This is a genomic window from Segatella paludivivens DSM 17968 = JCM 13650, assembly GCF_000373185.1.
GTDB lineage: Bacteria > Bacteroidota > Bacteroidia > Bacteroidales > Bacteroidaceae > Prevotella > Prevotella paludivivens.
Genome location: NZ_KB890626.1, coordinates 111,736 through 134,408, shown reverse-complemented (window position 1 = coordinate 134,408; position 22,673 = coordinate 111,736). Strand labels below are relative to the sequence as shown.

Genomic DNA, 22,673 nt, shown 5'->3' with positions numbered 1-22,673 from the left:
TTTTAAACTAATGTAGTTTTGTTATAAATTAATAAACTCGTGGCCCGAAAATTGTAGTACCGACACGCACCATTGTAGACCCATGTTTGATAGCTATCTTATAGTCATGACTCATACCCCAAGAACGCTCTTTAAATTCTGGGTCGTCTGCAAAGAATTTAGCTTTTATCTCATCAAAGAAACTAGTTGCGGTGTCGAATTCTTTTTCTATTAGTGATGTTTCTGTTGTATTGCTGGCCATCATCATTAAGCCGCATATTTGAACATTTCCCAGATCTTTCCATTCTCCTTTTTCTAACATGTCTCGACAGTCATCAAGCGTTAGTCCGTATTTGGTCTCTTCTTCAGCAATATGCATTTCTAGCAACACTTTAATGATACGGTCGTTTTTAGCTGCCTGCTTGTTTATTTCCTTTAATAATTTATAGCTATCTACAGCTTCAATCATGGAAATATAAGGAGCAATGTATTTTACTTTGTTAGTTTGTAAATGACCAATAAAATGCCATTCTATGTCTTTGGGAAGTGTTTCTTGTTTTTGCGCTAACTCTTGCTCATGACTTTCCCCGAATATCCTTTGACCTTCATTATATGCGGTCTCAAGATATTCGTTGGGATGATATTTGCTGATGGCAACCAATCTTACTTCTTTAGGCAGGTTGCCCAGTACTTCATGTAAATTTTTTGCTACATCAACATTCATATTCTTTATTTTATTCAGTCATTGTTTCTTCAGCAGCAGGAGTCTGCTCATACTCAGGAACGTCATTTCTCTCTTCTTGCTTTTTTGCAGCATTGTGTTCGAATACATCCATTATCTGAGTTTCCTGTATTGAAGTCATAACATAGTCTATCATTGTTCCGCCCATAACTTCATCTATGTGCTTAACAGCGCCAGGTAAGCTACCTGCCTGAACAAGGTAAGTTACAGTAGAGCGCTTTTCTTTTTCAGTCTTTTCGTCAATAGTAATAAACTGCAATTTTGATTTATACCATTTGTCGTCAGAGTCTGATTCACTGAAGAAAATTTCTCCGTAAGCAGCCTGTTTGATATCAGTGATTTTAAATTCACCACTTAGATATACTCTCATTTCGTTGATGATAGTGCTTTCTGCCTCTGTAAAACTCAGAGCGTCAACTACATATTGTTCTGTAGTTTTCTTCTGCATACCATCTTCCATTGTCTTTTCGTAACGTATTTTGGTTTCAAACCAAACTGCGGTTCTACTTCTCATATTTTTTATTTTTAGTTTTGTTGAGCAAAAGTAGTAATTAAATCTGAAACCAACAAATTAATATTATGTCTATTTGCATAAAGAAATTCAAATAATTGTGTGTTAACTATTTTTTCACAGTTTGGAGTGCTAATATTAATAATTAATGATTATATTTGCAGTATTGATATTCTGCATTGATTATATTCAATGTAGATATTATAATAGTTATTATGTTTAACTTTAATATTAAGTAATTATGACAGAACAAAAGCAAATTTATCGTTGTAATGTCTGTGGAAATATCGTTGAAGTGGTAAAACCTGCAGGTGGAACCTTGACTTGTTGCGGACAGCCAATGGAGTTGTTGAAAGAAAATTCAATAGATGCAGCATTGGAGAAACATGTTCCTGTTATCGAAAAAATTGAGGGTGGCTACAAAGTTACTGTTGGTGCAGTTGCTCATCCTATGCTTGAGGAACATTATATAATGTGGATAGAACTTCTTGCAGACGACAAGGTTATGCGTAAGTATCTGAAACCTGGTGACAAGCCTGAAGCTGTATTTATGACTGATGCAAAGAAAGTGGTAGCTCGAGAGTATTGTAATTTACATGGCTTGTGGAAAGCTGAGTAGTATACACAACATATCCAAATATAAGCAAGGCAAACAAATACTCAAAAGTTGTTTGCCTTGTTTTTTTTGTTTACATTTATCTTTTGGTAAAATTTGCATGGTTGAAAGTATATGTCGAATAAGTTACTAATATCATTGACTTTGCTTATTTTCCGTAACAAAATCTGTACTTCATGACGGAGTTACTTTCCCTACGTTTTTTATTATATTAGCTACGTAACTACGTTTATGCTTGAAAGCTCCTTACTTAAATAGATTGCTGAAAACAAAACATAAAATTATAGCTCTGGTTAGCTACGTACTAGCTACGTAATCAATAGGCGTTATAACGACAAAACGTAAAATTGAATAAAATTCGAGGTGATTTTTCATTGTTGTAATCCAAGCATCCTTTAATTAGAACATTTTGATTCGTATAATAGCGATTTTCCATATAGAAACGGAAACTTTATATCGTAGTAATAGAAACGTTTGATCGTAGAAACGCAAACTTTATGTCGTAGAAACGCAAACATTTTATCGTAGAAATGAATTCATTGATTTTCAAATGCTTTTTGGTTATAGTAAAAATGAGATATTAAGCATCATTATGCCGTAAATTCAGATAGCTTATAGTTTTTAGTCCATTATAATGTATTGCTGATTAACATAATTTTCCCTCCTATAGTTTTTGAAAATAAATAGTGTCAAAGTGTCTAGTGGCTGTATGTCAGTTAGTTAGACTGCTTTTGGGAATGAAAATAGTATCATGCAAATGACGTGATTTTATGCGTTATATCGATGAAACGCAAAATACGGCATGAATCAAAGGCGATTTTACTATGCAAAAATATGCATTTTTTGATAGAAAATTGATGAAAATGATTAAAAAGCTGATTTTGTTTTTCAATAAAACTGTTGATATATAAAACGACACTTCATTTTCTGAAAAATCACATCTAAATCACTGATAGTCAGTTTGTCGTTAGTTCGACGCTGGTATTTTGAAAACCCTTCGGTGCGCGCGCATGGGCGCGTACATTATATAAGAAAATATTGTATGTTCCTATAGTTTGCATTTTGCGTGTTATAAAAATGCCATAGCCAAGTGTTTAACAATAAGTATATAATATTCTGTAAATCAATGAAATATAGTGCTTACGTGGCTTCGTAGTAAGGAGTAATTATCTTACTATGAAGCTCACGTATATGAATTTGCACTTATTTAATTCTGTAAATGAATTATGCTTATAATATTATGTTTATTTTTCAAAAGTACATGGAAGGCTCAGTAGTTGATAGAATAAAGTTTTGGCTATTCTTATATGCCCAGCATCATTTGGATGTAGCCTATCAGTATTTTGATCATGGAAATATTGTGAAAACTCATCAAGTACAGGATAAAGACCGCAGGTAGAATTTAGATCTATGACAGGTAGTGCCCATATATTTCCAGCTTCTTTTACAGAGTTTATATAGCGATCAAGATATTCACCACACTCATTTTGGTATTCTTCGGTTGGTTGTATATTTTTGTCGTTAAAATTAGCGATAGCTCTATGAATAGGGGTTAGCATGACTATCTGTTTAGTAGGGAACATCTTCTTAAGTGTGCTTAGTGCGATGTTTATACGTCCGCGATAAGTACTATCATTCATTACCATAGTTCGTTTCATTCGTGTGACCATAGCTTTTGGTTTATGTATAGCAGCCAACACTTTTGTGCTGTCTTCTGTAAACCATTTTCCAATAGGGACGCCTGCATTATAGTCATTAGTACCAATAAAAATTATAATTGCGTCAAAGTCATTACCGTGTTCTTTTTTCAATTGCTCTGCTTGTCTAGGAATGTCATTCCATTGTCTTCCACTTACAGCATACACATACGGTGTTATGCCTAGCATTTCTTGTAAATAAGCCCAATAATGCTTTTTAGCACCTTTATTTTTAGGGTCAGTGATAGAGTCTCCAAGATATGCAACTCGTTTACCCTGCCATGGATGTTGAACTTTTGTTGCTGTGATACCAGGTATGGTAACCATTAAACATAGAAAAAAGCAAAATATTTTCTTAATCATAATTTCTTGATAGGTTTGATTTTATATCTTTATAGATATTGATAGTTTGTTTTTAATGTTCGATAAAAAAGATAGATTTCTGTCTTAAGTATGGCAATTGAAATCTTTTTCATATTGCCAAGACAGAAATCTATCTTATAAGTAGACGTTTATTTTGAGATTAATATGCGAACAAAGGATAATCCTTCATTGTAGCATTAACCTTTTCTCGAACTCTAGCTATAACTTTATCGTTTTCAGGATCGTTGAGAACCTCTTCGATAAGTTCTGCAATGAGATGCATCATGTCTTCTTTTGCACCACGTGTTGTCATGGCTGCTGAACCGAGACGAATACCTGATGTCAGGAAAGCTGATCTAGAATCAAATGGCACCATATTTTTGTTTGCTGTGATGTCTGCTGCAACAAGCGCATTCTCTGCAACCTTACCTGTAAGATCTGGATATTTAGAACGCAAGTCAACAAGCATAGAGTGGTTGTCTGTACCACCACTTACAATGCCGAAGCCGCGTTGTATCAAGTCATCAGCAAGGGTTGCTGCATTTTTCTTAACCTGTATGGCATAATCTTTCCATGAAGGTTGAAGGTTCTCAGCGAAGGCAACAGCTTTGGCTGCGATAACATGCTCAAGAGGACCACCTTGTGTTCCAGGGAATACGGCAGAATTAAGAAGCATACTCATCTTCTTCAATTCACCTTTCTTATTTGTTAGTCCCCAAGGATTATCAAAATCTTTACCCATTAAAATGATACCACCACGAGGACCACGAAGAGTCTTGTGAGTAGTACTTGTTACGATATGAGCATATTTGACAGGGTTTTCAAGTATTCCGGCAGCTATAAGACCTGCAGGATGCGCCATGTCAATCATTAATAATGCGCCAACTTCATCAGCTATTTTGCGCATGCGTGCGTAATCCCATTCGCGACTATATGCAGAACCACCACCAATAATCAATTTTGGCTTGTTCTCAATAGCCAGCTTTTCCATTTCATCATAATCAACACGACCTGTTTCCTTGTTAAGATTATAACCGATAGGATTATAAAGAATGCCTGAAGTATTTACATGACTACCATGTGATAAGTGGCCGCCGTGATCAAGGTTCAAACCCATAAATGTGTCACCAGGTTTCAAAACAGCCAACAGAACGGCAGCGTTGGCTTGTGCTCCAGAATGTGGCTGAACATTAGCAAATTCAGCTCCAAATATTTTCTTTACGCGCTCACGTGCCAGATCTTCAACCTGGTCGACGATTTGACAACCACCATAATAGCGTTTGCCAGGTAGTCCTTCTGCATACTTGTTAGTCAGGTATGATCCCATAGCTGCCATAACTTCGTCACTGACAAAGTTTTCAGATGCTATAAGCTCCATACCTTTCAGCTGACGCTGATGTTCTTTCTCAATAAGGCTGAAAATCTCCAGATCTCTTTCCATCGTGTTAAAATGTTATATTGTAGTTAATAATCTTTTTATCTTAATAATACGTGCAAAATTACGCAATTTTCTTTTAATTGCAAAGTTTTTGCTAGCAAAGTTTTACATTAGCAATATCTTGCTCCTTATCGCAATAATGACATTTCAACACTCCATGCTCTTTATCAACCACGTTGAAGTAGGTCTGCATAGGTTCGTTGTTTGTGATGCATTTTGGATTATTACATTTCACAATACCATGAAGTTCGTCAGGAGTCTCAACGGTTTTTTTCTCAACTACTTCATAATCTTTGATAACATTTAATACGATTTTAGGAGCTACAACGCTAAGTCTACTAATTTCTTCATTACTGAAAAATTTATTAGTAATCTTAATTATACCTTTTCGTCCAATTTTTTTAGACGGTAGATTATAACCAATAGTGACAGGGGTGTCGGATTCTCTTAAACCAAGAAGGTCAACAACCTGATAAGTTTTTTCGGCGGGAATATGATCTATCACTGTTCCATTTTCAATTGCCGAAACCAGCATTTCTTTTTTTCCCATAATTAATACTTGGATTTGATAATGGTTTTGTCGTTTAAAATATCATCAAGTGTAATTCCCAGACAATAGCTGAAAATAGCCTCGCGTGCATACAGTCCGTTTTGGGCTTGCTGAATATAATATGCGTGTGGATTGTCATCGACATCGTATGCAATTTCATTTACACGTGGGAGTGGATGAAGAATTTTCATGTTTTCCTTAGCCATTCCTAGCATATCATTTTGTAGAATATAAACGTCTTTAACATGTTCATATTCCATAAGATCAGAAAATCTTTCTTTTTGTACGCGTGTCATATATAATATGTCTGCGTCTGCAATGACCTTCTCATTGAAATCCGTATGCTCCTGAAATTTTATGCCATATTGGTTGCAATACAATTTGTATTCCTGTGGCATAGCAAGTTCAGCTGGTGCAATAAAATGAAAAGTGGGATTGAAATGGCGCATAGCCATGATTAAAGAATGAACAGTACGACCGTATTTTAAGTCGCCTACAAGATAAATATTTAGATTTTCTAGTGTTCCTTGTGTTTTATAGATAGAGTAGAGGTCAAGTAGACATTGTGAAGGATGCATATGAGCACCGTCTCCTGCGTTGATAATAGGTACTGGGGCTATTTCTGATGCATATTGTGCCGCGCCCTCAATGTAATGCCGCATCGCTATAACGTCTGCATAATTACTTACCATAAGAATGGTGTCTTTTAACGTCTCGCCTTTGGAGACACTCGAGGCTTTTGCGTCACTAAAGCCAATCACTCGTGCTCCAAGTCTATTGGCAGCGGTTTCAAAACTAAGTCTTGTTCGAGTTGAAGGTTCGTAGAAAAGAGTGGCAACTACCTTTCCCTTCAGCAAATCCCGGTTAGGATGTTTTTCGAACTCTTGCGCCATTTGAATAAGATACATTATTTCATCTTTATTCAAATCGGCAATCGTTACAAAATTATGCTTTTTCATCTATAATTTGATTGATTGATCCGAATTCGTGTTCAAAGTTAATCATAAATTCTGATTTATGTGTTATATTTGCTAGAAAAGTTGTATTTTTGCTGAAAATTAAACATAATGAGAAAGTCTTTCATTCATTTCTTATGGGCGGTTCTTATATTCTTAATTATGGGAACTGCACTTGGATTTACAGCTATTTGGAATGGCTGGATTGGTTATATGCCTCCTGTTGAGGACCTTCAAAATCCTATAAACCGTTTTGCGACACAGGTGTATTCATCTGATGGTAAGGTTATGGGTACATATAATTTCAATAAAGAGAATCGTATAGTTATCCCTTATAGTAAGATATCGAAACATCTTGTAGATGCACTCGTAGCAACAGAGGATTCACGTTTTTATGATCATAGTGGTATTGATTTTTTTGCTTTAGGAAGAGCTATAATAAAAAGAGGAATGTTCGGTCAGGCATCTGCCGGAGGTGGTTCTACGATAACACAGCAATTAGCAAAACAACTTTATTCAGAGCAGGCTCACAATTCACTTGAGCGTGTGTTTCAAAAACCTATAGAGTGGGTAATTGCGGTTAAGTTGGAACGTAATTATACAAAGGAAGAGATCATTGCTTTATATCTTAATTATTTTGACTTTTTGCATAATGCAGTAGGTATTAAGACTGCTGCTAATACATATTTTAATAAAGAGGCTAAAAATCTTGATGTTGATGAGTCGGCAATGTTGATTGGTCTTTGTAAGAATCCATCATTGTTCAATCCTGTGCGTTATCCTGAAAGAGCAAAGGAACGCAGAAATGTAGTATTAGGACAGATGGAAAAAGCGGGTTATCTGACCCATTCTGAATATGAGCAATATTGTGATACACCATTGACTTTAAATTTCCATCGTACTGATCATAAGGACGGAGAGGCTACTTATTTCAGGGAATTTCTTCGCCAATATATGATGGCTACCAAACCTGAGATATCAAATTATCCTTCATGGAAAAAGGCGCAATATACGATTGATTCTATTACTTGGGTTTCAGATCCATTGTATGGATGGTGTAACAAAAACTTTAAAAAAGACGGTAAGCCATATAATATATATACTGATGGCTTGAAAGTATACACAACGGTAGACAGTAGAATGCAGAGATATGCTGAAGAGGCTGTGTATGGTCATGTGGCTAAATTCCTGCAACCAGCATTCAACAAAGAAAATAGAAGTAAGCGCAATGCTCCGTTTACAGAAGACTTAACATACGATCAACTTCGTTCGATCCTTACAAGAAACATTCGTCAAAGTGAGCGCTATCGCAGTATGCGTGCCAGTGGTATGAATGATTCTGAAATTAGAAAAGCTTTTAACAGACCTGTTGACATGACAATCTTCACTTATCATGGAGATATTGATACCGTTATGACTCCAATGGACTCTATAAAGTATTATAAGAGTTTCCTTCGTGCTGGTTTTATGAGTATGGAGCCAAAGACAGGTGCCGTGAAAGCCTATGTTGGTGGACTTGACTATAATCATTTCATGTATGATATGGTTACAGGCGGTAGAAGACAGGTTGGTTCTACTATAAAACCATTCCTTTATGCGTTGGCTATGGAAAATGGTTTTTCTCCATGTGATAAGGCACCTAACAGACAACAGACGTATATTGTTGCTGGTCAACCGTGGACTCCTCGTAATGCATCACATGCACGATATGGACAGATGGTAACGTTGAAATGGGGACTTGCACAAAGTAACAACTGGATTTCAGCTTACCTTATGAGTAAATTAAATCCTAGTCAATTTGTTTCTACTTTGCATGAATTTGGTATAAACAATCCTGATATACATCCATCAATGTCTTTATGCTTAGGTCCATGTGATGTTAGCGTTGAGGAAATGGTTAGTGCATATACTACTTTTGCCAATCATGGTATAAGGACCTCACCAATGTTTGTAACAAAGATAGAAGACAATGAGGGTAATGTGATATCTACGTTCCAACCTCGTATGAATGAGGTAATTAGTGCTGAGAGTGCTAATAAGATGTTAGTACTTCTACAGGGAGTAATTGATGGAGGTACTGGTGGTCGCATCCGCTATAAATATCATATGGAAGGCGAAATAGGTGGAAAGACAGGTACAACAAATAAAAATAGTGATGCTTGGTTTATGGGATTTACCCCACAACTTGTATCAGGTGTTTGGGTAGGAGGTGAAGACCGTGATATCCACTTTGATAATATGTCTATGGGACAAGGTGCAACTATGGCTTTGCCAATTTGGGCATATTTTATGAGAAAGGTTTATCATGACGTATCTCTTGGTTATAGTGATAAGGCAACATTTGGATTGCCTGCTAATTTTGACCCTTGTCTAAAAGAGGACAATGGTTATGGTGATGATCAAATAGACGAAGTATATGAATAAAATAATTTTTGCAGTTTGTTTTTTTCTCTGCAGTAATAGTGTTTCTGCACAGAATACGGATAATCCATTGCGTGATAGTTTGCGCATTGCATCACAAGACTTGAGTTTCCATCCTGACAGTGTGGATTTGAGATTGAAAAAAGCCTCATGGAATATTCAGTTACATGAATGGAATTATGCAAAGGATGAGTATGATATCATACTGAAATTCAATCCAAGGAATCTTTCAGCTTTACTATATAGGGCTTATGTTAATGTACAACTGCTAAGATATAATTTTGCCAGACTTGATTATCAGAATTTATTAAGTATAGTTCCTGGTAATTTTGAGGCACAGTTGGGATTGGCTTTACTGAATGAAAAAGACAAGCATTATACAGAGGCTTATGATGGTATGAATCATCTCATCAGTCAATACCCAGACAGCGCTGTTGCTTATGCAGCACGTGCTAATATCGAATTTGAGCGTAAAATGTATGATTTAGCTGGGGATGATTATTCTAAAGCTATTAGTCTTGATAATGATAATAAAGATTATTTGCTTAATCGTGCAAATATTTATATTCTAAAAAAGAAAAAGGATTTAGCTATTGCTGATTTGGACAGAATGGTACGTCTTGGTACTCCACGAGCATCAATTAAAGACTATTATCTTAAGGCATATAAAATTAAATAGAATACAAATAATATAATAAGGTTATGAAAATATTGAATCCATCTTTTGAGATATGGCAACAAAGAAACGGACTTGCCGGTGTCTATAAATTGATTGAACAGGCGGGAAGAGTCTGTTATAAAAGTGAAAAGAATACTACTGAGACTTCTGCTAAACCTTTTGTTGATCGTATGATTGCGTCTCAGCATACTGCAATGCTAGAACATGGGACTATATATCTTACAGCTCCAAAAGATATAATTTATAATAAGTATAACTACAACAGATTTTCTATTGTGGCAACTGATGATAAGAGTGATTATGTGACAACAAATCTTCGTGTCATTGTTGAAAATGAATGGTTGGATGATTTGAAATACATCTCAGATCCGACTCAAAATCACGAAATGCGTATCACGGTTCATTTTACTACACAGGTAGCAATTACGCGTGAGTTTAATCGCCATCGTGCTAATTCAATGGCAGAGCAGTCTACACGTTATTGCAATTATACCAAAGATAAATTTGGAAGTGAAATATCTGTGAATGTCCCTAAATGGATTAAGGATGATTCTGATTTTGATAATGTTCCTTCACAGGTGGATATGGAACTTTTCAAGCAACTTTGTAATGAGATAGTTACAGAGAACGATAAGTCATGGAATGCAATCAATAATTGGTTGTTTGCCAATCTTGCTGCTGAATTCTCTTACATGAATCTTATCGCGATGGGAAAGAAGCCGCAGGAGGCTAGGGTGGTATTACCATTAGATACAAATACCGAACTTGTTCATACAGCTTTCTTGAAAGATTGGAAACATTTCTTTGATTTGCGTGCTATTGGTACAACTGGTGAACCTCATCCTGATGCTAAAGCGATAGCGATGCCGCTATATGAGGAATTTAAGAAACTTGGTCTTATTAAGTAATAAATAAAAAATGGGAAACATTAAAGATGTCTCCCATTTTTTTATAATATATTATTCTTATTACTCGAAGTAATAAAGGAATGTAGCCTCACCCTCAAGGGCTGGCTTTTTTTCACCTTCTATCTCAATTTTAAATCCAATCTGAGTCTTGCATATGCCTCTTAGATTCTCAATTGCGTCAAGTTTTGTTACAAGTCTTACTTTGCTTCCTGTGATTACAGGTTTTCCAAAGCGCATCTTGTCCATACCGTAGTTTACCATCATCTTAAGATTGTTAACCTCCATGATCTGGTTCCACATGTATGGTAGCAATGACAATGTAAGATATCCATGGGCGATAGTGCTCTTGTATGGACTTTCTTCTTTGGCACGCTCTGTGTCAACATGAATCCATTGATGATCCAATGTTGCGTCTGCAAATTTATTTATGCGGTCCTGATCAACCAATAACCACTCTGATATACCAAGCTGCTCACCTAGATGAGACGCAAACTCGTCATATGAATTAACTACTAATTTTGCCATTTCTTTATTAATCTAGATTTAAACTCTTCTTTATAGCAGCAACTTTCTCTGCGCTCTTTGCATCAAGAGCATCATATTCTGATGCTGATGTCATAGTGCCTTTAATTTCAAGATAGAACTTTATCTTAGGTTCAGTTCCTGAAGGACGAACGCTAACCTTTGTGTCATCGTCACAGAACCACTGAAGTACATTACTTGTATCAGGCATATCAAGTTTTGCTTTTGTGCCGTCCGCTGTTGTTGCCTCTAATGTCTGGTAATCCTTTACAAGTACAACTTTGCTACCACCCAATTCCTTAGGAGGATTATTGCGGAAATCAGTCATCATCTGTTTGATTTCGTCAGCACCTGTCTTTCCAGGGCGCACAACATTAACAGTGAATTCTTTAGAGAAACCATATTCCAAATAGATATCCATCAATATGTTGTAAAGAGTCTTGCCTTGATTTTTAGCCCAAGCGCAAATCTCTGCCAACAAACTCATGGCAGATACAGCATCCTTATCACGAACAAAGTCTTGAGCAAGGAATCCGTAGCTTTCTTCACCACCACCGATATATTTCTGTTTGCCTTCTGAAATACGAATTTCACGAGCAATCCATTTAAATCCAGTATAGCAGTCACGCATTTCTATATCAGCCTTGTCTGCAACCTTCTTTATAACTTCTGTCGTAACGATTGTCTTTACAATGAAATCAGTAGGCTTTAGCAAACCTTTAGCTTTGCGGTTTGTTATAATATAATAAAGGAACAAAAGACATGTTTGGTTGCCATTGATTAGTACCCATTCACCCTTGTCGTTTTTGCAAGCCATACCTACACGGTCTGCGTCAGGATCACTTGCCATAACGATATCAGCATCAATTTCCTTTGCATCACGAAGAGCTAAAGTAAGGGCCTCGCCATTTTCAGGGTTAGGACTAACTACAGTTGGGAAATTACCATCTTTAACCATTTGCTCTTTCACGCAATGTACGTTGTCAAAGCCCCATAATTTCAACGAACGTGGTATAGACATCATACCAGTACCGTGAAGTGGAGTGTAGACAATCTTCAAGTCGTGCTGTTTCTTGATAACTTCAGGATCAATACTAAGAGTATGAATCTCGTCAAGATAAAGCTTATCAATGTCTTCGCCGATAATCTGAATAAGTTGTTTGTTGCCAGTGAATTTTACATCTTCAACCTTAACATTATTAACCTCATCAATAATACCTGTGTCATGTGGTGCCAAAACCTGAGCTCCATCTTCCCAGTAAGCCTTGTATCCGTTGTATTCCTTAGGGTTGTGACTTGCAGTGATGTTAACACCAGCCTGGCATCCAAGATGGCGGATTGCATAAGAACATTCTGGTGTTGGGCGCATGTCATCAAAAAGATATACTTTTATGTCATTTGCAGAGAATATATCAGCAACAGTTTCTGCGAATTTGCGGCTGTTGTTACGACAGTCGTGACATACAACAACAGCAATGTCGTTCTTTCCTTTGAAATTTTTCTTCAGATAGTTGGCAAAACCTTGTGTTGCCATACCTACAGTATAAATGTTCATACGGTTTGAACCGGCTCCCATGATACCACGTAGACCGCCTGTTCCAAATTCCAAATCCTTGTAAAAACTTTCTATAAGTTCGGTTTTGTCCTCGGCTGCAAGTTTTGATTCAACTTCCTTGCGTGTCTCTTCGTCAAAGGATGGTGTTAACCATTGTTTAGCCTTTGTTTCACATTGTGAAATTAGTTGTGCGTTATTTGCCATAAGTTATATATAAGTTGTTTATATCTATATGCAAAGATACTGCAATTCGAAGACAATACAAAATAAATTTATTTATTTTTATGGTTCAGGTACAGCTTATCTTATTTTTTATTTTTTTTATTGTAACTTTGCACCCAGAGAACAATTCAATAAATTAAATTATGTATTTTACAGGTATTATCATAGCTTTGATTACTTTCGTAATAATAGGAATATTTCATCCTATTGTAATCAAGACCGAATATTATTTTGGAACTCGCCCATGGTGGTTGTTTCTTGCCTTTGGTATCTTGTCTATTATAGTCTCTCTTTGTGTTGATAACGTGATCTTGTCATCAATATTCGGTGTACTTGGAGCTACGCTTTTGTGGAGTATTGGTGAACTCTTTGATCAGAAGAAAAGGGTTGAGAAGGGATGGTTTCCAAAAAATCCTAAAAAGAAATGAAGACTACATTGATATTGATAGGAAAGACTGTCAACAAGCATTTTATTGCTAATATTAATGATTATAGTGAGCGTATTTCTCATTATATGCCCTTTGATATTAATGTTATCCCGGAAATTAAGAACACGAAGAACCTTACAGAGCAACAACAGAAAGAGCGTGAAGGAGAAATGATATTAAAGTCTATAAGTATTTCAGATACAGTTGTTATTCTTGATGAGCATGGAGATGATTTCCGTTCTGTTGAGTTTGCAGGCTGGTTGCAGAAGAAGCAAAATACAGCTCGTAGACTTGTTTTTGTTGTTGGTGGACCTTACGGCTTTTCGCAAGCTGTTTATAAGCGTGCAAATGAAAAGATATCACTTTCAAAAATGACATTTAGTCACCAAATGGTGCGTGTGATTTTTACAGAACAGATTTATCGTGCTTGTACGATTATAAAAGGAGAACCCTATCATCATGAATAGGATTCTTGTTGGAGTGTTTTTCAATTCTTTATTTTTAGTGAATAATGCCCAGCATTGAATTCCATTCGCATCACACGTTTTTCTGTCATCTTGTGGGTAAGATCTAATGCTACATGGCCCATCGTTCTTCTCAGATTTAGTTCAACGCATGGATGTATCTTGCCGCCATTCACAATCATCATGTCAATGCCGAATGGCCCAGAATAGATACCTCTTAATTTGCCATTCATTATTGATGCAATCGCATTCCTTATTTCAACAAGGATTTCCGTATTAACATATCTAGAAAGTAATTCTTCCTTATCTTCTTCAGTTGTAAGAATGTTGCCCATGTAAGCACCGTTTGAGGTGCTGAATACTGATAGCCCGAGATATTCTATTTCGCCATTTTTATGGGCAGTGAACTCCATCCCGAAATCACGTATTTTGTTATAATAAGGTTCAATCATGACTAATCCTTGTTTCCTTATTACATTTTTTATCCATCCTTGTAGGTGTTCGTTAATTCCTTCATTTTGAAGGTCTACGTACCTTAATCCGCGACCACTACTGCTCCAAGGAGCTTTTAGTACGTATTGGTAAGCAAGTCCGTTATCTGCTTTATCTAATACATTCATAAACTTTTCGTAGTCATTCACAGCTACAGATTCACCTACACATGTTTTGTCACAGTCAAGTAAATTGGTCAATAAGTTTTGTGATGCCCAGTTTCTGCCACTTATTTCTCTTATTTTTTCAAGTTGAATAGTGTCTGGCATGCAGCTATCCAACTTCCCTTCAGAGGCAATATTTAACTTATATCTTATCGTCTTGTCCCATCCCCAAGGAGATACTTCAAGTTCTTCTTTATCAATATTTTGTAAATCATTCCAATTAATATACCTAACATTGTTTAAATAAGGTTTACAGCCGTTGTTAGGAATTGTGTTATTTGTGTCATCTACAAGTATATAATCAGAATTATTTGCCCATAAAGCAGGGATAAATCCTAGATCTATTTGCATCTGCCTTACGGCATGCGGAGCCGTCATCTTTTCATTGTCACCAGCTAGAGCTATATCATGCCCTGGATTGAATATGTGTAATTTCATTATATTCTATTTTCATCACCATTCAGGCGCAATGTTCCAGCCCTTTTAATGATGTCCTTTACTACTTCTCCGCCTATAATCAGACCTGCTGCTGCTGGAACCCATGCATTGCTTGCTGGGATAGTTCTTCTTTCTGTGCATTTTCTCATATCCTTGTTAGGACATATGCAATGAAATCTACAACTGATGTCTTGATCATCTATTGGCGTTAAAGGCTGCTCCTCACTGTATACAACTTTTAGCTTTGGTATATTCAGTTTTTTGAGCTTCTTTCTGATGACTTTAGCCAGCGGATCCATTTTTGTCTTATTGATATCTGCTATTTTAAAAGCTGTTGCATCAAGTTTATTTGCTGCACCCATACATGATATGATAGGCACTTTTAATTCATGGCAACGCTTTATAAGTTCTAGTTTAGCACTTACAGTGTCAATGCAGTCAACAACATAATCAAACTGACTTAAATCTATTTTATCTGCGTTTTCAGGTAGATAAAACATTTGGTACTTGTTTACGACGCATTTCTTATTAATATCATGAATGCGCTCTTCTGCGATGTCAACTTTGTATTTTCCCACAGTTGATAGTACTGCGTAGATTTGTCGGTTTACATTTGTTAAGCATACCCTGTCATCGTCAATAAGATCTAATTGTCCGACACCGCTGCGTGCTAGTACCTCTACAGTGTATCCACCAACACCACCTATTCCAAATACAGCGACACGTGATTCTTTAAGTGTTTCTATCGCTTCTTTTCCCAACAATAGTTGGGTACGTGAAAATTGATTTTGCATTTATACTAAATATCTACTTTTCCAAAATTTCTGCAAAGGTAACTATTTTCGCAAATTAACCCCATATTTTTTGTGTTTTTTAGTTTTAAAACCAAAAAGTATGGCCGTGAAAACAAATGAATCCCATTTAACTTGCCTATAGTCAATCAATTGCCAATTTGATACTTATATCTCAAAAAGTCTATATGCTCACATAATAGTGTGTAAGTTTATTAATGAATGCAATATTATTATTATAAGATAGGCTGTACTTCTAAAAACAAAGAAAAAAATGATTTTCCTTTGCTTTTCCACTCGTTTGCACTATCTTTGCAAAAGAATTACGTAATTATGGGAATTTTCGGACTTTTCAATAAAAAGAAAAAAGAGACTCTTGATAAGGGACTCGAGAAAACTAAAGAGAGTGTTTTTAGTAAGCTGACTCGTGCTGTAGCCGGTAAATCTAAGGTTGATGATGAAGTACTTGATAATTTGGAAGAAGTACTGATTACTAGTGATGTAGGTGTTGATACAACATTGAAAATCATTGGGCGAATAGAAGAAAGGGTTGCGCGGGATAAATATGTTTCAACTTCTGAACTCAATGATATATTGCGTGAAGAGATTGCGGCTTTATTAGCTGAAAATAATACTGACGATAATGACAGCTGGGATTTACCGGCTGATCATAAACCATACGTGATACTTGTTGTTGGTGTAAACGGAGTGGGTAAGACAACTACTATAGGCAAGTTGGCTTATCAATTTAAAAATGCAGGAAAGAAGGTTTATCTTGGAGCTGCTGATACTTTCCGTGCCGCTGCAGTTGAACAAATATCAATATGGGGTGAACGTGCTGGTGTTCCTGTAATTAAGCAACAAATGGGATCTGATCCAGCTAGTGTGGCTTTTGATACTCTTCAAAGCGCAAAGGCTAATGGAGCTGATGTCGTAATTATTGATACTGCCGGTCGTCTACATAATAAATTAGGACTAATGAACGAGTTGAAGAAGATAAAGGATGTGATGAAGAAAGTCCTTCCTGAAGCTCCAGATGAAGTTATGCTCGTTTTGGATGGCAGTACAGGACAGAATGCTTTTGAACAGGCAAAACAATTCTCAGCAGTTACGAATATTACAAGTCTTGCAATTACAAAACTTGACGGTACTGCAAAGGGTGGTGTCGTTATCGGTATCAGCGATCAGTTGAAAGTACCGGTTAAATATATCGGACTTGGCGAACAGATGGAAGACTTGCAGTTGTTTAACCGTAAGGAATTTGTAGACTCATTGTTTGCCTAAAAACATTCATATGAAGAAAAATCAGATAGATATAATTACTATGGGCTGTTCTAAGAATCTCGTTGATAGCGAACTTCTTATGAAACAGTTTGAAGCAAATGGTTATCATTGTGTTCATGATAGCAAACGCCCAGAAGGTGAAATAGCTGTTATTAACACATGCGGATTTATTGAAACAGCTAAAGAAGAAAGTATCAATACGATACTTGAATTTGTTAAAGCAAAAGATGAAGGTAGATTAAACAAACTTTATGTCATGGGATGCTTGTCTCAGAGATATAAGGACGAACTGGAAACAGAAATCCCTGAGGTTGATAAATTCTATGGTAAGTTTAATTATAAACAATTATTGTCAGATCTTGGGAAAGCCGAAGTTCCTTCTTGTAGTGGTAAACGTCATCTTACAACTCCACATCATTATGCTTATCTTAAGATAGCAGAAGGTTGTGATAGACATTGCGCATATTGTGCTATTCCTATTATTACTGGCAAGCATGTTAGCCGTCCTAAAGATGAGATATTACAGGAGGTTAAGGAAATGGTAGCCAGTGGGGTAAAAGAATTTCAGATTATAGCTCAAGAACTGACTTATTATGGTGTAGATATTGACGGACATAGACATATTGCTGACTTGATAAGCGATATTGCAGATATAAATGGCGTAAAATGGGTTCGTCTACATTATGCGTATCCTAATCAGTTCCCTTTGGACTTGTTGGATGTAATTCGTGAGAAGCCAAACGTATGTAAGTATCTTGATATAGCTTTGCAGCATATTTCCAATAACGTGCTAGATGCAATGCATCGTAATGTAAGTAAGGAGGAAACAATGGAACTGATCACTAAGATACGTGAGTCAGTACCAGGTATTCACATCCGTACAACTTTAATGGTTGGATTTCCAGGAGAGACAGAAGAGGACTTCGATCAATTGGTAGATTTTGTGAAATGGGCTCGTTTTGAACGTATGGGTGCTTTCGCCTATTCAGAGGAGGAAGGCACATATAGTGCAGAACATTATGAGGACAATATCCCAGAAGATGAAAAACAACGTCGTCTTGATACTCTTATGGCTGTTCAGCAGGATATAAGTGCAGAGATTGAAGCAGAAAAAGTTGGTAAGGTGATGAAAGTAATCATTGATCGCAAGGAAGGTGAATACTATATTGGTAGAACAGAGTATTGTTCCCCAGAAGTTGATCCTGAAGTGCTCATAAAAGTTGCTGACAAGAAACTGCGTGTAGGATGTTTCTATAATGCCAAGATAACGTCAAGTGAAGAATTCGACCTTTATGGAGAAATAGTATAAATTAACATGAACAACAAGGAATTTATTTCAGAATTAGCGCAACGCAGCGGTTACACACAGGCTGATACCCAAAGGCTTGTTAACACGGTAATTGCGAGTATGGGTGATGCCTTTGAAGGAGGAGAAAACGTCGCATTGTCAGGTTTTGGTTCCTTTGAAGTGAAGAAACGTATGGAACGAGTCGTTATTAATCCTGTTACAGGACTTAAAATGTTAGTTCCACCAAAGTTAGTGCTTGGGTTTAAACCTATTGCGGCTATAAAGGAAAAACTTAAAAATGGAGGAGAGGCACATGAGTAACGTAAAAGATTTATCTCGTATCCTCGCTGATAAGCAAAAGTTGGATTTGGCAGATGCCGAGAAATTCTTATCATTGATGATTGATGTTGTCAATGATGGACTTTTGGATAATAAACTCGTTAAAATAAAAGGACTTGGTACGTTTAAAGTTACTAGCGTAAGTCCTCGTGAAAGTGTTGATGTAAACACAGGAGAGCGAATACTTATAGAAGGTAGAGATAAAATTTCTTTCTCGCCTGATAATGCAATGAAAGAGCTTGTTAATCGTCCTTTTTCTCAGTTCGAAACAGTTGTTGTTAATGATGGCGTTGATTTTGGACAGGACGAACAGACTGGTGATGATCCGCTTGATGAAACTTCGGAAGATGCGACTGATGATGTTGAAGAAACTGTAGAGACATCTGTTGAGCAAAAAGAAGAGGAACAAGTTGAACAAAAAGATGAAGAGGTTGTTAAAACCAATGAAGATAATTCATCCGAGTCTTATGATAAAGAGATAGAAAAGCAAAAAATAAATAGCACGGTTAACGACGAAGTTAAGGATGTTGTAGATAGTATCGTTGGACAGAAAACTGAAGAAGCTATTGAACAGAACATAGAACTACCTGTTGAACCAGAAAAGGAAAGTGGAACTGTTGACATTAAAATAAAAGAAGTTACTCCTGAACCAGAGCCTGTTGTTGAAAGTGCTGCTGACAAGGTCTTAGAACATCATAATCAAAATGTGATTGAAACTTTAGAGGAAATTGACAGTAATGAAGAAAACTCTGATGAATCGGAACCTGTTAAGAATACCGCAGGGGTAAATAAACTTTTGATTATTTCAATATTTGCACTATTTATATTATCAGCTGGTGCATTGTGGTATATGTATAATGAAGTAACAGAACGCAACAGTCGTATTGAGAGTTTGATAAGTCGTTTAGAGGAACGCAAAGCTACGCCGAAAGCTAAACCTGTAAAATCTATGGCAGTTAAGCCTGCACCGGTTGTAAAGAAGTCAACGGAGAAAGCTAAGAGTCCTGATGTTATCACTAAAAATAATGTGAAGGTGGAGAGTAAACCTGCTGTCACAGATGAATATGCGGTAATGAATAATAGTGATGCACGTGTGCGCACTGGTGCATATAAAATAGTAGGAGTACAAAAGACACTAAAAGTAAAAGCAGGTCAGACATTGAGCTCTATCAGTAGATTGTATTTCGGTCCCGGAATGGAATGTTATATAGAGGTGATGAATGGCAAAAAGGAATTAAAGGAAGGTGAAATCATAAAGATTCCAGAACTTAAAAATAAACATTCCAGATAAAGTTACTGTAATTCGATGGCGGTAATATATTTCGATATATTAAAAAATTTGCTGAATTCGATTTTATATTGTAATTTTGTGCTCGATTTAAACATTTGAATATGATTCTTAAGAAGAAAAAATGGCATTGCCTGCCTGGTCAGCCAATTACTGAACTTGATAAGCAAGTGATGTCTTGGGAAAAAAAAGGCAAGGAAGTGCCTAGTCGTGATCTCATAAAAACTCCAGAGCAGATAGAAGGCATACGTAAAAGTGGTGTCATTAATACTGGTTGTCTTGATGAGGTAGCTAAGAATATTCATGTAGGTATGAATACGCAAGAGATTGATGATATTTGCATGGCTTATTGTAAGGAGCATGATGCCACACCTGCATGTTTGAATTATGAAGGCTATCCAAAAAGTGTTTGTACCAGCATAAATGAGGTAGTATGTCATGGTATTCCTAAAGAGGAGGATGTTCTTGAGGAAGGTGATATCATAAATGTAGACATGACGACGATTTTCAACGGATATTATGCTGATGCTAGCAGAATGTTTATCATAGGAAAGACTACTCCGGAAAAGGAACAGCTTGTAAGAGTTGCAAAAGAATGTCTTGAGATTGGTGCAGAAGCTGCAAAACCATATAGTTTTGTTGGTGATATTGGTCACGCAATACAAAAACATGCCGAAAAATATCATTATGGAGTCGTACGCGATTTATGCGGTCATGGTGTAGGGTTGGATATCCATGAGGAACCAGATGTAGTGCATTATGGACATAAAGGTTCTGGAATGTTACTTGTACCTGGTATGGTATTTACGATTGAACCAATGATTAATCAAGGCACATGGAAAGTCTTCCTTGATGCTGACGATCCTTATGAATGGGAGATTGTTACTGGCGATGAATTGCCAAGTGCTCAATGGGAACACACATTTGTTATGACAGAGCATGGAGTGGAAATCCTTACATACTAATAAATAATATAAATGAAATTCGAAATATATGGAGAATAAAGATATTTATATATTAGGTATTGAGTCTTCGTGCGATGATACCTCTGCTGCCGTGTTGAAAAATGGTGTGCTTCTTTCTAATGTTACTGCTTCACAGGATGTTCATAAAGCTTATGGTGGCGTAGTTCCTGAATTGGCTTCACGTGCACATCAGCAAAATGTAGTTCCTGTAGTTGATCAGGCTATAAAGCGTGCTGGTATTACAAAGGAAATGTTGAGTGCAATAGCTTTCACACGTGGTCCTGGATTGATGGGCTCTCTTCTTGTTGGTGTTAATTTCGCAAAAGGATTTGCACGGTCATTGGATATTCCTTTGATAGATGTTAATCATCTTCAAGGTCATGTTATGGCTCATTTTATTAAGGAAAGCGACGATGATATAACAGCTCCACCATTCCCATTTATCTGCCTATTGGTTTCTGGTGGTAATTCACAGATTGTTAAAGTAAATGCATATAATGATATGCAGGTTCTTGGACAAACTATTGATGATGCTGCTGGTGAGGCGATTGATAAATGCTCAAAGGTCATGGGACTTGGGTATCCTGGTGGTCCTATCATAGATAAGCTTGCTCGTCAGGGTAATCCTAAAGCATATAAATTTTCAGAACCTCATATTCCTGGATTGAATTATTCTTTTTCTGGATTGAAGACATCTTTTCTATATAACCTTCGTGAGTGGGTAAGTGAGGACCCTGATTTTGTAGAACATCATAAGCAAGATTTGGCTGCAAGTTTGGAATTTACAATTGTAGATATCCTTATGAAAAAATTGCGTAAGGCTGTAGAAGACACTAAAATCACTCATGTTGCAGTGGCTGGTGGAGTATCTGCCAACAATGGTCTTCGTAATGCTTTCCGTGAGCATGCCGATAAATATGGTTGGACAATATACATCCCTAAATTCAGCTATACAACTGATAATGCCGCTATGATAGCATGTGTAGGCAATTTTAAATATGAGGATAAGGATTTCGGCTCTATAGATATGCCGGCTTTCTCAAAAGTAACCTTTAAGTAAACGATATGGAATTAGAAAGTAAAGTATTAAGTAAAGAAATACAGCAATATTTGTATGATAATAACCTTACTCTCGGAACTGCTGAAAGTTGTACCGGTGGACGTATTGCAGAAGCTATAATCGCAGTACCAGGGGCTAGTAATTATTTCAAGGGAGGAATAATTAGTTATACAAACGAGATCAAAGAAAATCTATTGCATGTTTCTCATGATACATTGGAAGAGCAGACTGCTGTTTGTGAAGATGTTGCCAAGCAAATGGTTGCTGGAGCATGTGATGCACTGAATGTTGATTATGCTATTTCTGCAACAGGCGTAGCTGGACCAGCGGGAGGTACACCTTCCATACCAGTTGGTACTATATGGATAGGATATGGTTGCAAGGATGATATACGTACGTTTAAGTTGGAAGAAGACTTTGGACGAGATATAAATCTTGCTATTGCATCAAGAAAAGCTTTGAGATTATTTTTGGATTTTGTCAAAGAGAAAAATCCAAAAGAGTAACTCAAAA

At 36.5% G+C, this 22,673-nt stretch carries 23 protein-coding genes; 13 read left to right on the top strand and 10 right to left on the bottom strand.

Features of this window, described 5'->3' with window-relative positions:
• Positions 1–28 precede the first annotated feature (28 nt).
• Positions 29–703 (bottom strand): YggS family pyridoxal phosphate-dependent enzyme, encoded by a 675-nt coding sequence (locus tag B045_RS0100615; protein WP_018462326.1) that lies wholly within the window; start codon positions 701–703, stop codon positions 29–31.
• 10 nt (positions 704–713) lie between these two features.
• On the bottom strand, positions 714–1,235 hold the full coding sequence (locus tag B045_RS0100610; RefSeq protein ID WP_018462325.1) for a DUF4494 domain-containing protein: 522 nt from the start codon (positions 1,233–1,235) through the stop codon (positions 714–716).
• A gap of 238 nt (positions 1,236–1,473) precedes the next feature.
• Here B045_RS0100610 and B045_RS0100605 point away from each other — a divergent pair, with 238 nt between their 5' ends.
• Positions 1,474–1,851, top strand: coding sequence for a desulfoferrodoxin (locus tag B045_RS0100605; protein WP_018462324.1), 378 nt, complete (start codon positions 1,474–1,476; stop codon positions 1,849–1,851).
• A 1,241-nt stretch (positions 1,852–3,092) separates the two neighbouring features.
• Here the strand turns inward: B045_RS0100605 and B045_RS0100600 are convergent.
• The 4 genes from B045_RS0100600 to pyrB form a co-directional block, all read right to left on the bottom strand.
• Positions 3,093–3,872 carry an SGNH/GDSL hydrolase family protein gene (locus B045_RS0100600; RefSeq protein ID WP_018462323.1) on the bottom strand — a complete coding sequence of 260 codons (780 nt, stop codon included), beginning with the start codon at positions 3,870–3,872 and terminating at the stop codon, positions 3,093–3,095.
• Positions 3,873–4,068: 196 nt separating this feature from the next.
• Positions 4,069–5,349, bottom strand: coding sequence for a serine hydroxymethyltransferase (gene glyA, locus B045_RS0100595; protein WP_018462322.1), 1,281 nt, complete (start codon positions 5,347–5,349; stop codon positions 4,069–4,071).
• A 91-nt stretch (positions 5,350–5,440) separates the two neighbouring features.
• Positions 5,441–5,896, bottom strand: a complete 456-nt coding sequence (pyrI, locus tag B045_RS0100590) for an aspartate carbamoyltransferase regulatory subunit (RefSeq protein WP_018462321.1) — start codon at positions 5,894–5,896, stop codon at positions 5,441–5,443.
• A 2-nt stretch (positions 5,897–5,898) separates the two neighbouring features.
• On the bottom strand, positions 5,899–6,855 hold the full coding sequence (gene pyrB, locus B045_RS0100585; protein WP_018462320.1) for an aspartate carbamoyltransferase: 957 nt from the start codon (positions 6,853–6,855) through the stop codon (positions 5,899–5,901).
• 108 nt (positions 6,856–6,963) lie between these two features.
• Between pyrB and B045_RS0100580 the strand changes: the two genes are divergently transcribed.
• From B045_RS0100580 to B045_RS0100570, 3 genes are read left to right on the top strand one after another with little or no spacing between them, the layout of a single operon-like run.
• Positions 6,964–9,276, top strand: coding sequence for a penicillin-binding protein 1A (locus B045_RS0100580; RefSeq protein WP_018462319.1), 2,313 nt, complete (start codon positions 6,964–6,966; stop codon positions 9,274–9,276).
• Positions 9,269–9,952, top strand: coding sequence for a tetratricopeptide repeat protein (locus B045_RS0100575; protein ID WP_018462318.1), 684 nt, complete (start codon positions 9,269–9,271; stop codon positions 9,950–9,952). The genes B045_RS0100580 and B045_RS0100575 overlap by 8 nt, the downstream gene beginning before the upstream one ends.
• A 23-nt stretch (positions 9,953–9,975) precedes the next feature.
• Positions 9,976–10,860, top strand: coding sequence for an FAD-dependent thymidylate synthase (locus B045_RS0100570; protein ID WP_018462317.1), 885 nt, complete (start codon positions 9,976–9,978; stop codon positions 10,858–10,860).
• A 60-nt stretch (positions 10,861–10,920) separates the two neighbouring features.
• Here the strand turns inward: B045_RS0100570 and B045_RS0100565 are convergent, their stop codons facing one another.
• On the bottom strand, positions 10,921–11,385 hold the full coding sequence (locus B045_RS0100565) for a MaoC family dehydratase (protein ID WP_018462316.1): 465 nt from the start codon (positions 11,383–11,385) through the stop codon (positions 10,921–10,923).
• Positions 11,386–11,392: 7 nt separating this feature from the next.
• Positions 11,393–13,141, bottom strand: a complete 1,749-nt coding sequence (locus B045_RS0100560; protein WP_018462315.1) for a phospho-sugar mutase — start codon at positions 13,139–13,141, stop codon at positions 11,393–11,395.
• A gap of 161 nt (positions 13,142–13,302) precedes the next feature.
• On the opposite strand from B045_RS0100560, the gene B045_RS0100555 reads away from it, so the two are divergent.
• Together B045_RS0100555 and rlmH are read left to right on the top strand one after the other, a co-directional pair.
• Entirely contained in the window at positions 13,303–13,587 is a 285-nt protein-coding gene (locus tag B045_RS0100555) for a DUF4491 family protein (RefSeq protein ID WP_018462314.1), read from the top strand.
• Positions 13,584–14,054 (top strand): 23S rRNA (pseudouridine(1915)-N(3))-methyltransferase RlmH, encoded by a 471-nt coding sequence (gene rlmH, locus B045_RS0100550; protein ID WP_018462313.1) that lies wholly within the window; start codon positions 13,584–13,586, stop codon positions 14,052–14,054. Before B045_RS0100555 ends, rlmH begins: the two co-directional genes overlap by 4 nt.
• Before the next feature lie 20 nt (positions 14,055–14,074).
• Here rlmH and B045_RS0100545 read toward each other — a convergent pair whose 3' ends face one another.
• Both B045_RS0100545 and B045_RS0100540 read right to left on the bottom strand, forming a co-directional pair.
• The gene (locus tag B045_RS0100545) at positions 14,075–15,145 is read right to left on the bottom strand and encodes a hypothetical protein (RefSeq protein WP_018462312.1); all 1,071 of its coding nucleotides are present in this window, start codon (positions 15,143–15,145) and stop codon (positions 14,075–14,077) included.
• Positions 15,145–15,939, bottom strand: coding sequence for a tRNA threonylcarbamoyladenosine dehydratase (locus B045_RS0100540; protein WP_018462311.1), 795 nt, complete (start codon positions 15,937–15,939; stop codon positions 15,145–15,147). Before B045_RS0100540 ends, B045_RS0100545 begins: the two co-directional genes overlap by 1 nt.
• 330 nt (positions 15,940–16,269) lie before the next feature.
• Here B045_RS0100540 and ftsY point away from each other — a divergent pair, with 330 nt between their 5' ends.
• The 7 genes from ftsY to B045_RS0100505 all read left to right on the top strand — a co-directional run bounded on the left by ftsY (position 16,270) and on the right by B045_RS0100505 (position 22,666).
• Positions 16,270–17,220 carry a signal recognition particle-docking protein FtsY gene (gene ftsY, locus B045_RS0100535; RefSeq protein WP_018462310.1) on the top strand — a complete coding sequence of 317 codons (951 nt, stop codon included), beginning with the start codon at positions 16,270–16,272 and terminating at the stop codon, positions 17,218–17,220.
• A gap of 10 nt (positions 17,221–17,230) precedes the next feature.
• A complete protein-coding gene (gene rimO / locus B045_RS0100530; protein ID WP_018462309.1) occupies positions 17,231–18,529 on the top strand; it encodes a 30S ribosomal protein S12 methylthiotransferase RimO in 1,299 nt (432 codons plus the stop codon).
• 6 nt (positions 18,530–18,535) lie between these two features.
• Positions 18,536–18,829: an HU family DNA-binding protein gene (locus B045_RS0100525; protein WP_018462308.1), complete on the top strand. Its 294-nt coding sequence runs from the start codon at positions 18,536–18,538 to the stop codon at positions 18,827–18,829.
• A complete protein-coding gene (locus tag B045_RS0100520) occupies positions 18,822–20,138 on the top strand; it encodes an HU family DNA-binding protein (protein WP_238311970.1) in 1,317 nt (438 codons plus the stop codon). Before B045_RS0100525 ends, B045_RS0100520 begins: the two co-directional genes overlap by 8 nt.
• Before the next feature lie 101 nt (positions 20,139–20,239).
• Positions 20,240–21,100, top strand: coding sequence for a type I methionyl aminopeptidase (gene map, locus B045_RS0100515; protein ID WP_018462306.1), 861 nt, complete (start codon positions 20,240–20,242; stop codon positions 21,098–21,100).
• Positions 21,101–21,128: 28 nt separating this feature from the next.
• Entirely contained in the window at positions 21,129–22,160 is a 1,032-nt protein-coding gene (tsaD, locus tag B045_RS0100510; protein ID WP_018462305.1) for a tRNA (adenosine(37)-N6)-threonylcarbamoyltransferase complex transferase subunit TsaD, read from the top strand.
• Between the two features lie 5 nt (positions 22,161–22,165).
• Positions 22,166–22,666 carry a CinA family protein gene (locus B045_RS0100505; RefSeq protein ID WP_018462304.1) on the top strand — a complete coding sequence of 167 codons (501 nt, stop codon included), beginning with the start codon at positions 22,166–22,168 and terminating at the stop codon, positions 22,664–22,666.
• Positions 22,667–22,673 lie beyond the last annotated feature (7 nt).

Coding starts and splice junctions, on each gene's coding strand:
- B045_RS0100605 (WP_018462324.1), top strand. CDS start 1,474: ATGACAGAACAAAAGCAAATTTATCGTTGTAATGTCTGTGGAAATATC.
- B045_RS0100540 (WP_018462311.1), bottom strand. CDS start 15,939: ATGCAAAATCAATTTTCACGTACCCAACTATTGTTGGGAAAAGAAGCG.
- B045_RS0100600 (WP_018462323.1), bottom strand. CDS start 3,872: ATGGTTACCATACCTGGTATCACAGCAACAAAAGTTCAACATCCATGG.
- B045_RS0100520 (WP_238311970.1), top strand. CDS start 18,822: ATGAGTAACGTAAAAGATTTATCTCGTATCCTCGCTGATAAGCAAAAG.
- B045_RS0100570 (WP_018462317.1), top strand. CDS start 9,976: ATGAAAATATTGAATCCATCTTTTGAGATATGGCAACAAAGAAACGGA.
- pyrB (WP_018462320.1), bottom strand. CDS start 6,855: ATGAAAAAGCATAATTTTGTAACGATTGCCGATTTGAATAAAGATGAA.
- B045_RS0100555 (WP_018462314.1), top strand. CDS start 13,303: ATGTATTTTACAGGTATTATCATAGCTTTGATTACTTTCGTAATAATA.
- B045_RS0100525 (WP_018462308.1), top strand. CDS start 18,536: ATGAACAACAAGGAATTTATTTCAGAATTAGCGCAACGCAGCGGTTAC.
- glyA (WP_018462322.1), bottom strand. CDS start 5,349: ATGGAAAGAGATCTGGAGATTTTCAGCCTTATTGAGAAAGAACATCAG.
- tsaD (WP_018462305.1), top strand. CDS start 21,129: ATGGAGAATAAAGATATTTATATATTAGGTATTGAGTCTTCGTGCGAT.
- B045_RS0100615 (WP_018462326.1), bottom strand. CDS start 703: ATGAATGTTGATGTAGCAAAAAATTTACATGAAGTACTGGGCAACCTG.
- ftsY (WP_018462310.1), top strand. CDS start 16,270: ATGGGAATTTTCGGACTTTTCAATAAAAAGAAAAAAGAGACTCTTGAT.
- pyrI (WP_018462321.1), bottom strand. CDS start 5,896: ATGGGAAAAAAAGAAATGCTGGTTTCGGCAATTGAAAATGGAACAGTG.
- B045_RS0100610 (WP_018462325.1), bottom strand. CDS start 1,235: ATGAGAAGTAGAACCGCAGTTTGGTTTGAAACCAAAATACGTTACGAA.
- map (WP_018462306.1), top strand. CDS start 20,240: ATGATTCTTAAGAAGAAAAAATGGCATTGCCTGCCTGGTCAGCCAATT.
- B045_RS0100575 (WP_018462318.1), top strand. CDS start 9,269: ATGAATAAAATAATTTTTGCAGTTTGTTTTTTTCTCTGCAGTAATAGT.
- B045_RS0100565 (WP_018462316.1), bottom strand. CDS start 11,385: ATGGCAAAATTAGTAGTTAATTCATATGACGAGTTTGCGTCTCATCTA.
- B045_RS0100545 (WP_018462312.1), bottom strand. CDS start 15,145: ATGAAATTACACATATTCAATCCAGGGCATGATATAGCTCTAGCTGGT.
- B045_RS0100560 (WP_018462315.1), bottom strand. CDS start 13,141: ATGGCAAATAACGCACAACTAATTTCACAATGTGAAACAAAGGCTAAA.
- rlmH (WP_018462313.1), top strand. CDS start 13,584: ATGAAGACTACATTGATATTGATAGGAAAGACTGTCAACAAGCATTTT.
- rimO (WP_018462309.1), top strand. CDS start 17,231: ATGAAGAAAAATCAGATAGATATAATTACTATGGGCTGTTCTAAGAAT.
- B045_RS0100505 (WP_018462304.1), top strand. CDS start 22,166: ATGGAATTAGAAAGTAAAGTATTAAGTAAAGAAATACAGCAATATTTG.
- B045_RS0100580 (WP_018462319.1), top strand. CDS start 6,964: ATGAGAAAGTCTTTCATTCATTTCTTATGGGCGGTTCTTATATTCTTA.